The following is a 12453-nucleotide window of genomic DNA, read 5'->3' as shown; positions in this document are numbered from 1 at the left end:
TCCGGACGTGACCCCAGTGAATCACGCCCCGCCCCCGGCTCAAAGTGACAAAAACGCCTAATCAGCCGCGATTTGCCCCGATCTGGGCGCCCCGGAAAACCCGCTGGGCACCCGGGCCGTCAGGGTCAGTTCGAAGCAACTGCCCTCGCCCGGGCTCGACTGATGGCTCAGCTGTGCGTCGATCAACAGCGCCAGCTTGCGACAGATCGACAGGCCAATGCCCAGGCCGCCGTACTCGCGGGTCATCGACCCATCGACCTGGAAGAAACGCTGGTAGGGCGCTGCCTCGTCCAGGCAGTGAAAGCCGATACCGCTGTCGCGCACACTGAAGGTCAGGCTCGCCTGATCGACGCCCATGGGCGTGGCCCGCACCTTGAGCAGCACGCCGCCGCGATGGGTGAACTTGAGCCCGTTGTCGAGCAGGTAGCTCAGGCACATGGCCAGCTTGCGCCGGTCGCCGTGGATCACGTCCGGCAGGTCCATGCCCGGGTCCAGGTTGAAGAACAGGCCCTTTTCCTGGGCCTTGGGCAGAAAGCGCACGCGCAGTTCGTGAAGCAACCCATGCACGCTGAACAGCTCGGTCTGCACCTGCAGGCGACCGGCCTTGAGCTCGGTGAGAATCAGGATGTCGTCGACCATGCGCATCATGTTCTGCGCGGCAGCGTTGGCGGTGTGCTGGTAGGGGGTACGCTCCTGCTCGCTGGTGGCCATCTGCATCAGTTCCAGCGAGCCGATCACACCGTTCATGGGGGTGCGCAGCTCATGGGTAACGGTGGCCAGGAACTCGTCCTTGAGGCGATTGCTGCGCGCCAGCTGCAGGTTGGCCTGCTCCAGGGTCAGCCCGGCCTCGCGCAGCGTGCGCGCCTGTTCTTCGCGCATGCTGTTGATGCGGTCGGCCAGGGCCAGCGACAGCAGCCCCACCTCCAGCGCCGAACCGATCTGGCTGGCATACATGGTCAGGAACACATTGGGCAGGTAGCCCAGCACCATCAGGGTGTTGACCAGCCCGCCCAGCAAAAAGGCCGACCAGGCGATGATGAAATAGCGTGCCACGCGCATGCCGCGCCACCAGGCAAACAGCCCGGCGGCGAAGATGCTCACCGTGAACAGCAGCGCCAGCGCGGTAGCCAGGCGCAGGGCGATCCCGTAGTCCTGCGCCAGCGACATCACCATCACCAGCACCGAACAGGCCATCAGCCCCTGCAGGAAGCGGTCGAAGGCGCGGCTGTGGCTGGCCATCTGCAGGAAACTGCGCGCGAACTGGCAACCGAACAGGCCCGCGGCACCGATGAACAACGGGGTGGCGGCGTTGGCCCACCACGGGTGGTCCGGCCAGAAGTACGCCACCCCGGCGCCATTGACCGAGACCTGGTACAGGCCGAACGAGGCGATGTAGAGGATGTAGTAGAGGTAGCTCCTGTCGCGCACACTGATGAAGATGAACAGGTTGTACACCAGCATCCCCAGCAGCACGCCGTAGATCAGCCCCAGCACATACAGCCGCGTGGGCTGCGCCTCCAGGTACGCATCGCTCGACCACAACGTCAGCGGCGCCTGTACCGAACCCTCGCTGTGCAGGCGCAGGTACAAAGTGGTCGCCTGGCCGGGGGCGAACGGCAGATTGAACAGGTAGTTGTTCTGGCGGATCTGGCGGCTGGCGTAGGGCAAGGCATCCCCGGTGCGCTGCGCCAGGTAGTAGTGCCCGGCGGCATCGGGCAGGTAGAGCTCCAGGTAATCGAGTGGCGGGTAGGCCAGTTCCAGCAGCCAGTGACGTGGCGCCGCCTGGGCCGTGGCGGTGTAGCGCAGGTCGAGCCTGATCCAGAAGACCGAGGTCGAATAGCCGGCGTTGAGCACGTCGGCCTGGTGCGGCTCGAACCGGCTGGCGAAGTCCGGCGAGCTCACCTGGGCGATGCTGGCGCTGCCATCGGGGTCTTCATACACCTGCATCAGGCGGCCCAGCGGCAACTGCCGGGTGGTGTCGTCGAAATCGGCAGCGCTGGCCAACAGTGGCAAACAGCACAGCAAGAAAGTCAGCAAATTACGCATACAGCCCCGGCGTGGCATGTGCAGTCGCGTCGCGTTGGCCTCCTGTCCGTTTGAGGCGACGAAATCCGACAGTACCTGTTATCGATTGGCGAGCACTCTAGCATAGGTTCCCGGCGCTTCCAGCGGTGTTGTTTCAATTCAATTCAGAGGCTCTATCTCGCGGCTTTCAGCCTATATCAGAGAGGCAATCTGACCTGTCGATCAAAAACACCGCCTGCCTGGAAGACCCGCCAAAAGCGTTTGGTGGTAAGCTCGCGCACCATGAATACCTACAGCTCCCGCCCCGTTGTCCTCTGTCTCTCCGGCCACGACCCCAGTGGCGGCGCCGGCTTGCAGGCAGATATCGAAGCCCTGATCGCTCAAGGTTGTCACGCCGCCCCGGCCGTCACCGCCCTGACCGTGCAGAATACCGTCAATGTCAGTGACTTCCGCGTGCTCGACCGCGAGTGGGTGCTGGCCCAGGCCAATGCCGTGCTGACCGACTCGACCGTCGCGGCGGTGAAGCTTGGCATGCTTGGCTCGCTGGCCATGGTCGACACCATCGTCGAACTGCTCAGCGCCCACCCGCACCTGCCGCTGGTGTGCGACCCGGTGCTGCGCGCCGGTGGCGGTGGTCGCCTGGGCAAGGACGAGGTCGGCTACGCCATGCGCGAACGCCTGCTGCCGCTGGCCACCATTGCCACGCCCAACCTGCCCGAGGCCCGCATCCTGGCCGAACTGCCCGAAGGCAGTGCCGATGAATGCGCCGAAAAACTGCTGCCATTCGTCAAGCACCTGCTGATCACCGGCGGCCACGGCGACGAACACGAAATTCACAACCGCCTGTACAGCCGCGACGGCGAGCACCACACCTGGACCTGCCAGCGCCTGCCGGGCGACTACCATGGCTCGGGCTGCACCCTGGCCAGCGCCCTGGCCGGACGCCTGGCCCTGGGCGAGCAGTTGCACAGCGCGGTACGCTCGGCGCTGGACTACACCTGGCGCACCCTGCGTGACGCCGAAAAACTCGGCCAGGGCCAGTACGTGCCACGCCGCCTGCCCCTGGATTTCTGTTCCTGACCGACCGCCCCGAGGCCTGCACGATGAAGTTACGTGGTTTGTATGCCATCACCGACAGCCAACTGTTGGCTGGCCGCTTTCTTGCCTACGTCGAAGCGGCCCTCGAAGGTGGCGTGACCCTGCTGCAATACCGCGACAAGAGCCAGGACCACGCACGTCGCCTGGGCGAGGCCGAAGCGCTCAAGGCCCTGTGCGAGCGCTACAACACCCGCCTGATCATCAATGACGATGCCGAGCTGGCCGCGCGCCTGGACGTCGGCGTGCACCTGGGCCAGACCGACGGCCCGCTGACCCCGGCGCGCACCCTGCTGGGGCGCAGCGCGATCATCGGCGCCACCTGTCACGCCCAGCTCGACCTGGCCGAGCAAGCGGCCCGCGAAGGCGCCGACTATGTCGCCTTCGGCCGCTTCTTCAACTCGGTCACCAAACCCGGCGCCCCGGCCTGCAACGTGCAACTGCTGGAGGACGCCCGTGGCCGCATCAAATTGCCGATTGCCGTGATCGGCGGCATCACCCTGGACAACGCCGCACCGCTGGTCGCCCATGGCGCCGACCTGCTGGCGGTGATTCACGGCCTGTTCGGCGCCGACAGCACGGCCGAGGTCACTCGCCGCGCCCGCGCCTTCAACGCCCTGTTCGCATCTGCCTGAGAGAGCCCGACATGTCTCGTTCCGAAACCCTGTTTGCCAATGCCCAGAAGCACATCCCCGGTGGCGTGAACTCGCCCGTGCGTGCGTTCAAGAGCGTGGGCGGCACGCCGCTGTTCTTCAAGCACGCCGAAGGCGCCTATGTCACTGACGAAGACGACAAGCGCTATGTCGACTACGTCGGCTCGTGGGGCCCGATGATCCTCGGCCACAGCCACCCGGACGTGCTGGAGTCGGTGCGCAAGCAACTGGCCCACGGCCTGTCCTATGGCGCCCCGACCGCGATGGAAACCGAGATGGCCGACCTGGTCTGCTCGATCGTGCCGTCGATGGAAATGGTGCGCATGGTCAGCTCCGGCACCGAAGCGACCATGAGCGCGATCCGCCTGGCCCGTGGCTTCACCGGTCGCGACAGCATCATCAAGTTCGAAGGCTGCTACCACGGCCACTCCGACAGCCTGCTGGTCAAGGCCGGCTCCGGCCTGCTGACCCAGGGCGTACCAAGCTCGGCCGGCGTGCCGGCGGCGTTCGCCAAGCACACCCTGACCCTGCCGTTCAACGATATCGACGCGGTAGCGAAGATGCTCGGTGAAGTCGGCCAGGACGTGGCGTGCATCATCGTCGAGCCGGTGGCCGGCAACATGAACTGCGTGCCACCGGCGCCGGGCTTCCTCGAAGGCCTGCGCAGCCTGTGCGACCAGCACGGCGTGGTGCTGATTTTCGACGAAGTGATGACCGGTTTCCGCGTGGCCCTGGGCGGCGCCCAGGCGCACTACGGGGTAACCCCGGACCTGTCGACCTTCGGCAAGATCGTCGGTGGCGGCATGCCGGTGGGCTGCTTCGGCGGCAAGCGCCACATCATGGAGCAGATCGCGCCGCTGGGCCCGGTGTACCAGGCCGGCACCCTGTCGGGCAACCCGCTGGCCATGGCCGCGGGCCTGACCACCCTCAAGCTGATCAGCCGTCCGGGCTTCCATGACGAGCTGAGCGCCTTCACCAGCCGCCTGCTCGATGGCCTGCAGCAGCGCGCCGATGCAGCCAGCGTGCCGTTCGTCACCACCCAGGCCGGTGGCATGTTCGGCCTGTACTTCAGCGGCGCCGACGACATCGTCACCTTCGACGACGTGATGGCCAGCGACGCCGAGCGCTTCAAGCGCTTCTTCCACCTGATGCTCGAAGGCGGCGTGTACCTGGCGCCGAGCGCATTCGAAGCCGGCTTCACCTCCATCGCCCACGGCGAGACCGAGCTGAAGATCACCCTGGATGCTGCCGAGCGGGCCTTCGCCAAGCTGTGAAACCGCTTCGCCGGCCAGGCCGGCCCCTGCAGGTTGCATGCAATCTCATGCAATCTGCAGGGGCCGGCCTGGCCGGCAAAGACGCCAGAACAGCCACCGCAAGCCTCCCCGCCTTCCTCCCTCGGCAGAAAATCGAGTAAAGACTTTGTAAGGTGGGCGCTGCTTATCCCATAATGTGCCACCAGACACATTGGCCGCAGCTTTGCAGAGGTAAGTCGATCACCATGAACCGCGCCGGCCGCGCCCTCGCACTGGGCTGCCTGTTGCTACTTCAGCCCCTGCTGGCCACCGCAGGCGGTAACTCGTTGCTGATCCCGGCAGCAGGCCGCTGCACCCTCAATACGCCTGCCGAAGAACTGCAACAGGCCCTGGCCAGCTGCCAGCAGGCCGCGCAGTCCGGCGACGCACAGGCGCAGTACGAGCTGGGCGAGTTCTATTACGACGGCAAGAACGCCCCGCAAGACCTGAACAAGGCACTCAACTATTTCGAGCAGGCCTCGCTGCAAGGCCACGCCGAAGCGCAATATCGCCTGGGCAGCATGTTCTTTCGCGGCGAAGGCGTCGCTGCCAACAACGTGCAGGCCTATATCGTGCTGAAGATGGCCGCGGTGAACGGCGCCGAAGACGCGCTGGACATGGCCGACGAAGTGTCGGCAAAAATGCAGCGCGACGAACTGGAAATGGCCACCCAGGTACTCGGCCAGATCTTTCGCAAGTACCTGCTGGAGCTGCAGACCGTCGACGGTCGCACCCCCTTCGCACCCCTTCCGTAACGCAGCCGTTACTTCTCGGGCATCGGCATCGGGAACGGCATCACGTTGCTGACGCCACGGGCTTCACTGACCTTCGGCGTGCCCAGGCGCTCGACCTCGTCGATGCGCACGATCGAATGCATGGGCACGAAGCTGCGCACCACACCCTCGAACTGAGCCTTGAGCTTCTCCTCGCTCGGGTCGACCACGACCTGAGTGCGCTCGCCGAACACGAATTCCTCGATCTCCAGAAAACCCCACAGGTCACTCTGGTAGATCTGTTTGGCGTACATCTCGAACACCTGGCCCTGGTTGAGAAAGATGACTTTGTAGATGGGAGCTTCGCGTTTGGTCATTGGGGGCTGGAACAGTCACAGGGGGAAATAAGCCGCAAACTATAACATAGCCGCCCGAACGACAGCGCTAGGAACCCTCGACCACGCGCCCTATAATGCGCGGTTCTTTGAATCACCTGATGATCACGCATGGCCAAGAAGCTCTATATCGAAACCCATGGCTGCCAGATGAACGAGTATGACAGCTCGCGCATGGTCGACCTGCTGGGTGAACATCAAGCGCTGGAGGTGACCGAGCGGGCCGAAGACGCCGACGTCATCCTGCTCAACACCTGCTCGATCCGCGAACGGGCCCAGGACCGCGTCTACTCCCAGCTCGGCCGCTGGCGCGAGCTCAAGGACGCCAAGCCCGACATGGTGATCGCCGTGGGCGGTTGCGTGGCCAGCCAGGAAGGTGATTCGATCCGCAAGCGCGCGCCCTATGTCGACGTGGTGTTCGGCCCGCAGACCCTGCACCGCCTGCCCGAGATGATCGACGCGGCGCGCACCACGCGCCTGCCGCAAGTCGACGTGTCGTTCCCCGAGATCGAGAAGTTCGACCACCTGCCCGAACCGCGTATCGACGGCCCCACTGCCTACGTGTCGGTGATGGAAGGCTGCAGCAAGTACTGCACCTTCTGCGTGGTGCCCTATACCCGCGGCGAAGAGGTCAGCCGCCCGTTCGACGACGTGCTGGCCGAGATCATCCACCTGGCCGAGAACGGCGTGCGTGAAGTCACCCTGCTGGGCCAGAACGTCAACGGCTACCGGGGCCAGACCCACGACGGTCGCGTGGCCGATCTCGCCGAGCTGATCCGGGTGGTGGCGGCCGTCGACGGCATCGACCGCATCCGCTACACCACCTCGCACCCGCTGGAGTTCTCCGACAGCCTGATCCAGGCGCACGCCGAGGTGCCGGAGCTGGTCAAGCACCTGCACCTGCCGGTGCAGTCGGGCTCGGACCGCGTGCTGGCGGCGATGAAGCGCGGGCACACGGTGCTGGAGTACAAGTCCAAGCTGCGCAAGCTCAAGGCGGCGGTACCGGGCATCTGCATCAGTTCCGACTTCATCATCGGCTTCCCCGGCGAAACCGAGAAAGACTTCGAGAACACCATGAAGCTGGTGGCCGAGGTCGGCTTCGACTTCTCCTACTCGTTCATCTACAGCCCGCGTCCGGGCACCCCGGCCTCCGACCTGCCGGACGACACCCCCGAGGCGCTGAAGAAGGAACGCCTGGCTGCACTGCAGCACCGCCTGGACCACCAGGGCTTCGAGATCAGCCGACAGATGGTCGGCACCCTGCAGCGCATCCTGGTAACCGACTATTCGCGACGCGACCCGGGGCAGTTGCAGGGGCGCACGGAGAATAACCGTATCGTCAACTTCCGCTGCGACAATCCCACGCTGATCGGCCAGTTCGTCGACATCCACATCGACGATGCACGGCCACATTCGCTGTTCGGTTCGCTGGTGCAATAAGGGCCTGCGCCGGGCCCGACGAGCGGCCCGGCGACCCTTGATCGTTTCAGCGCTTTCACCGTAGCGCGGGTGGGGTTATCCTTGAATTCATCCAAATTGCCGTAGGGCGGCTAAAAACGACCTTGAACGCACCCATAGAACCTCATCGCTTCATCCTCGAGCCCTTCGAGGCTCATCGCTTCGCCAACCTGTGCGGGCAGTTCGACGAGCACCTGCGCCTGATCGAACAGCGCCTGGCCATCGAGATCCGCAACCGCGGCAATCAGTTCGAACTGATCGGCGAACCCAAACTGACCTCCTCTGCCGAACAGCTGCTGCGCCGTCTCTATCGCGAGACCAAGGCCACCGAGCTGTCCCCGGAAATGGTCCACCTGTTCCTGCAGGAATCGGCCGTTGAAGCGCTGGAGAACCCGGCGGTCAACGAAGTCAGCGTTTCGCTGCGCACGCGCAAGGGCATGATTCGCCCGCGCGGGCTCAACCAGCAGCGCTACGTGAAGGAAATCCTCGGCAACGACATCAACTTCGGTATCGGCCCTGCCGGTACCGGCAAGACCTACCTGGCCGTGGCCTGCGCGGTCGACGCGCTGGAACGTGAACAGGTGCGTCGCATCCTGCTGGTACGCCCGGCAGTCGAGGCCGGCGAGAAGCTCGGCTTCCTGCCCGGCGACCTGGCCCAGAAGATCGACCCGTACCTGCGCCCGCTGTACGACGCCCTGTACGAGATGCTCGGCTTCGAACACGTGGCCAAGCTGATCGAACGCCAGGTGATCGAGATCGCCCCGCTGGCCTACATGCGCGGCCGCACCCTGAACAACAGCTTCATCATCCTCGACGAGAGCCAGAACACCACCGTCGAGCAGATGAAGATGTTCCTCACCCGTATCGGCTTCGGCTCCACTGCCGTGATCACCGGTGACATCACCCAGGTCGACCTGCCGCGCGGCACCAAGTCGGGCCTGGCCCACGTCATCAGCGTGCTCAAGGACGTGCCGGGCATCAGCTTCACCCATTTCCAGCCCAAGGACGTCGTGCGCCACCCGTTGGTCCAGCGCATCGTCGAAGCCTACGAGCGCTTCGAGAATGCACAGGCGGGCCCGACCGAAGGCAAACCGCACGATGCTTGAGCTCGATCTGCAACTGGCCACCCAGGCAAGCGCCCCGAGTGAAGAACAGTTCCGCCAATGGTGCGCCCTGGCCCTGCGCCAGCGCAGTGCCGATTCGGAACTGACCATCCGCCTGGTCGACGAAGCCGAAGGTCGCGAGCTGAACCACACCTGGCGGCACAAGGACTACGCCACCAACGTGCTGTCCTTCCCGGCCGATGTGCCCGACGACCTGCTCGACATCCCGCTGCTGGGCGACCTGGTGATCTGCGTGGCGGTGGTGGAGCGCGAGGCCGCCGAACAGGGCAAGGCCCTCGAAGCCCACTGGGCCCACCTGGTCATCCACGGTTGCCTGCACCTGCTGGGCTACGACCACATCGACGACGATGAGGCCGAGAAAATGGAAGCACTGGAACGAACGTTGCTTGCCGAACTGGGTCACCCCGACCCGTACGCCGACGACGAACACGACGCACCCCACACTGATATCTGCAAGGATCACGAGTAACCGCCATGAGCGAAGATCGATCGAGCAACGGGCAAAAGTCCTGGCTGGGCAAACTGACCCAGGCTTTTGCCCATGAGCCGAAAAACCGCCAGGAGCTCCTCGAGCTGCTGCGCGAAGCGCACCAGAACAAGCTGCTCGACAGCGAGGCCCTGACCATCGTCGAAGGTGCGATCCAGGTCGCCGACCTGCAGGTGCGCGACATCATGGTGCCGCGCTCGCAGATGATCAGCATCAAGGCGTCGCAGACCCCGCGCGAGTTCCTGCCGGCAGTGATCGACGCCGCGCATTCGCGCTACCCGGTGGTCGGCGAGAGCCACGACGACGTGCTTGGCGTATTGCTGGCCAAGGACCTGTTGCCATTGATCCTCAAGGAGAACGGCGACAGCTTCAACATCAAGGACCTGCTGCGCCCGGCCACCTTCGTGCCCGAGTCCAAGCGCCTGAACGTGCTGCTGCGCGAGTTTCGCGCCAACCACAACCACATGGCCATCGTCATCGACGAATACGGCGGCGTGGCGGGCCTGGTGACCATCGAGGACGTGCTGGAGCAGATCGTCGGCGACATCGAGGACGAGCATGACGTCGAGGAAGACAGCTACATCAAGCCGCTGCCCAGCGGCGACTTCCTGATCAAGGCCCTGACGCCGATCGAGAACTTCAATGCGTTCTTCGACAGCGAGTTCTCCGACGACGAGTTCGACACCGTCGGCGGCCTGGTCATGAGCGCCTTCGGCCACCTGCCCAAGCGCAACGAAACCACCGAGATCGGCCCGTACCGCTTTCGCATCCTCAATGCCGACAGCCGCCGGATTCACCTGCTGCGCCTGACCCCCATCACCCGTTAAGGACAACCATGCGCTGGATCACCCGCCCCGGCTGGCCCGGTAACCTGCTGGCCGTGGCGGCCGGCGCCCTCACCCCGCTGAGCCTGGCCCCGTTCGACATCTGGTCGCTGTCGCTGCTGTCGCTGGCGCTGTTCTATCTCGGCCTGCGCGAGCTGAGCCCGCGCCAGGCGCTGTGGCGCGGCTGGTGCTACGGCTTCGGCCTGTTCGGTGCCGGCACCTGGTGGATCTACGTCAGCATCCACGACTACGGCGGCGCCTCGGCGCTGCTGGCCGGCGGCCTGATGCTGCTGTTCTTCGCCGCCATCGCGTGGTTTTTCGCCCTGCCGGCCTGGCTGTGGGCGCGCTGGCTGCGCCGTCCTGAAGCACCGCTGGCCGACGCGCTGTGCTTTGCCGCCCTGTGGGTGGGCCAGGAGGCGTTCCGCGGCTGGTTTCTCACCGGTTTCCCGTGGCTCTATGCCGGCTACAGTCAGCTGGACGGTCCGCTGGCGGGCCTGGCTCCGCTGGGCGGCATGTGGCTGGTGTCCTTCACCCTGGCCCTGACCGCCGCCCTGCTGTGCAACCTGCATCGCCTGCGCGAGCGCAAGGGCTTCATGGCCATCGGCGCGCTGCTGCTGTTCGCCCCGTGGATCATCGGCCTGGCGCTCAAGGGCCATGCCTGGACCGTGCCTTCGGGCGAGCCGCTGAAGGTCGCGGCAATCCAGGGCAACATCGAGCAGGAACTGAAGTGGGACCCCGAGCAGCTCAACCGGCAACTGGCGCTGTACCGCGACATGAGCTTCAGTTCCCGGCCCGTGGACCTGATCGTGTGGCCCGAAACCGCAGTGCCGGTGCTCAAGGAGCAGGCCCAGGGCTACCTGGACATGATGGGCAGCTTCGCCACTGACCGGCATTCGGCGCTGATCACGGGTGTGCCGGTACGTGAGGTGGTGCACCAGCAGCGGCGCTACTACAACGGCATCACCGTGGTCGGCGAGGGTGACGGCACCTACCTCAAGCAGAAGCTGGTGCCCTTTGGCGAGTACGTGCCCCTGCAGGACATGCTGCGCGGCCTGATCGCCTTCTTCGACCTGCCGATGTCGGACTTCGCCCGTGGCCCCGAAGACCAGGCCATGCTGCAGGCCAAGGGTTACCACCTGGCGCCGATGATCTGCTACGAAGTGGTCTACCCGGAACTGGCCGCCAGCCTTGCCGCCAAGAGCGACATCCTGCTGACCATCAGCAACGACACCTGGTTCGGCAAGTCGATCGGCCCCATCCAGCACCTGCAGATGGCGCAGATGCGCGCCCTGGAAGCCGGGCGCTGGATGATCCGCGCCACCAACAACGGTGTCACCGGCCTGATCGACCCGTTCGGCAAGATCACCGCGCAGATTCCGCAATTCGAACGCGGCATCCTCTACGGTGAAGTGGTGCCGATGCAGAAACTCACGCCCTACCTGCACTGGCGCTCCTGGCCGCTGACCCTCCTGTGCCTGGGCCTGTTCGGCTGGGCCCTGCTGGCCAGCCGCATTGCCAAGACGGTCTAGTAGAACAGGCGATAACCCAGCAGGCCGACTGCTTCGTTGAGCAGTTGGCCGCTCTGCCACATGGCGCGGCTCTCGGGCATCCAGCCGCCGAACGGGCGTGCATAGGCATGCCCCAGATAGCCAACCGGCGCCGCCACCACGTCGAACCCCGCCTGTTCGAAACTCCACACTGCACGCGGCATGTGCCAGGCCTGGGTGACCACCACCACACGCTTCACGCCCTGCGGCAACAGCAGCGCGGCGCTCATCTGGGCGTTCTCCCAGGTGGTACGGCTCTGCTCTTCGAGCCAGCGTACCGGCACGTCGAAATCGCGCTGCAACGAATCGGCCATCAATCGCGCCTCGCTCGGCGGCGTACCGTAGTGCAGCCCACCGCTGGTCAACAGCGGCAGGCCGCTGGCCTTGGCCAGTTGCGCCGCGTAGCGCATGCGCTCCAGTGCCACGCCGGTGGGCTGGTCGGCGCCACCCCAGGCCGGATCACCGCGCTCGCGCCCGGCCCCCAGCACCACGATCGCGTCGGCCTGGCCGGCCAGCGCCTGCCACTGCTGCGGCGCAAGCGGCGGCACACGCTCCAGCTGGCGCGCCGCGAACTCCACCACCACCGGCAGGCTCATCAGCCACAGCCCGCCCAGGCCGGCGATGAAACACAACAGCGAGGTACGCGGCCAGGACCGACGCAGCCACCACGCCGCCAGCAGCAGCAACAGCAGCACGCCGGGCGGCAGAATCAGTTGTTTTATGAAATAGCGAAATGGCATCAGGCACCTCCATGGATGCCCAAGGCTACAGACAAACGGCGCCTGGCAACAATGCCGCCAGGCGCCGATCAATGGGAATCATTGTGCCAGTGGCGCACTC

Annotated in this window: 12 protein-coding genes; 9 read left to right on the top strand and 3 right to left on the bottom strand. The window is 65.2% G+C overall.

Annotation, left to right across the window (positions count from 1 at the left end; all coding sequences use genetic code 11):
• Positions 1 to 57 precede the first annotated feature (57 nt).
• On the bottom strand, positions 58 to 2046 hold the full coding sequence (locus tag V9K84_RS25565; RefSeq protein ID WP_054916371.1) for a sensor histidine kinase: 1989 nt from the start codon (positions 2044 to 2046) through the stop codon (positions 58 to 60).
• Positions 2047 to 2307: 261 nt separating this feature from the next.
• On the opposite strand from V9K84_RS25565, the gene V9K84_RS25560 reads away from it, so the two are divergent.
• From V9K84_RS25560 to V9K84_RS25545, 4 genes are all read left to right on the top strand, one after another.
• The gene (locus V9K84_RS25560) at positions 2308 to 3105 is read left to right on the top strand and encodes a hydroxymethylpyrimidine/phosphomethylpyrimidine kinase (RefSeq protein ID WP_054916370.1); all 798 of its coding nucleotides are present in this window, start codon (positions 2308 to 2310) and stop codon (positions 3103 to 3105) included.
• 23 nt (positions 3106 to 3128) lie between these two features.
• Positions 3129 to 3755, top strand: coding sequence for a thiamine phosphate synthase (thiE, locus tag V9K84_RS25555; protein ID WP_043863883.1), 627 nt, complete (start codon positions 3129 to 3131; stop codon positions 3753 to 3755).
• 11 nt (positions 3756 to 3766) lie between these two features.
• Positions 3767 to 5047 carry a glutamate-1-semialdehyde 2,1-aminomutase gene (gene hemL, locus V9K84_RS25550; RefSeq protein WP_054916347.1) on the top strand — a complete coding sequence of 427 codons (1281 nt, stop codon included), beginning with the start codon at positions 3767 to 3769 and terminating at the stop codon, positions 5045 to 5047.
• Between the two features lie 224 nt (positions 5048 to 5271).
• Positions 5272 to 5820 (top strand): tetratricopeptide repeat protein, encoded by a 549-nt coding sequence (locus V9K84_RS25545; protein ID WP_058540589.1) that lies wholly within the window; start codon positions 5272 to 5274, stop codon positions 5818 to 5820.
• Between the two features lie 8 nt (positions 5821 to 5828).
• Here the strand turns inward: V9K84_RS25545 and V9K84_RS25540 are convergent, their stop codons facing one another.
• Entirely contained in the window at positions 5829 to 6155 is a 327-nt protein-coding gene (locus V9K84_RS25540; protein ID WP_043863886.1) for a DUF1820 family protein, read from the bottom strand.
• Positions 6156 to 6284: 129 nt separating this feature from the next.
• Here V9K84_RS25540 and miaB point away from each other — a divergent pair, with 129 nt between their 5' ends.
• The 5 genes from miaB to lnt all read left to right on the top strand — a co-directional run bounded on the left by miaB (position 6285) and on the right by lnt (position 11595).
• Positions 6285 to 7613: a tRNA (N6-isopentenyl adenosine(37)-C2)-methylthiotransferase MiaB gene (gene miaB, locus V9K84_RS25535; RefSeq protein WP_043863887.1), complete on the top strand. Its 1329-nt coding sequence runs from the start codon at positions 6285 to 6287 to the stop codon at positions 7611 to 7613.
• 122 nt (positions 7614 to 7735) lie between these two features.
• The gene (locus tag V9K84_RS25530) at positions 7736 to 8737 is read left to right on the top strand and encodes a PhoH family protein (RefSeq protein ID WP_043863888.1); all 1002 of its coding nucleotides are present in this window, start codon (positions 7736 to 7738) and stop codon (positions 8735 to 8737) included.
• Positions 8730 to 9224 carry an rRNA maturation RNase YbeY gene (gene ybeY, locus V9K84_RS25525; protein ID WP_088514342.1) on the top strand — a complete coding sequence of 165 codons (495 nt, stop codon included), beginning with the start codon at positions 8730 to 8732 and terminating at the stop codon, positions 9222 to 9224. The genes V9K84_RS25530 and ybeY overlap by 8 nt, the downstream gene beginning before the upstream one ends.
• Positions 9225 to 9229: 5 nt before the next feature.
• On the top strand, positions 9230 to 10069 hold the full coding sequence (locus V9K84_RS25520; protein WP_043863890.1) for an HlyC/CorC family transporter: 840 nt from the start codon (positions 9230 to 9232) through the stop codon (positions 10067 to 10069).
• Positions 10070 to 10077: 8 nt separating this feature from the next.
• Positions 10078 to 11595, top strand: coding sequence for an apolipoprotein N-acyltransferase (lnt, locus tag V9K84_RS25515; protein ID WP_043863891.1), 1518 nt, complete (start codon positions 10078 to 10080; stop codon positions 11593 to 11595).
• On the opposite strand, the gene V9K84_RS25510 is transcribed toward lnt, so the two are convergent.
• Complete coding sequence (locus V9K84_RS25510; protein ID WP_058540592.1) at positions 11592 to 12353, bottom strand: YdcF family protein; 762 nt, start codon at positions 12351 to 12353, stop codon at positions 11592 to 11594. The genes lnt and V9K84_RS25510 overlap by 4 nt on opposite strands.
• Positions 12354 to 12453: the final 100 nt, after the last annotated feature.

The sequence above is a fragment of the Pseudomonas sp. AE27 genome (assembly GCF_037113495.1).
GTDB lineage: Bacteria > Pseudomonadota > Gammaproteobacteria > Pseudomonadales > Pseudomonadaceae > Aquipseudomonas > Aquipseudomonas palmensis.
This window is presented reverse-complemented; position numbering and strand designations above follow the sequence as displayed.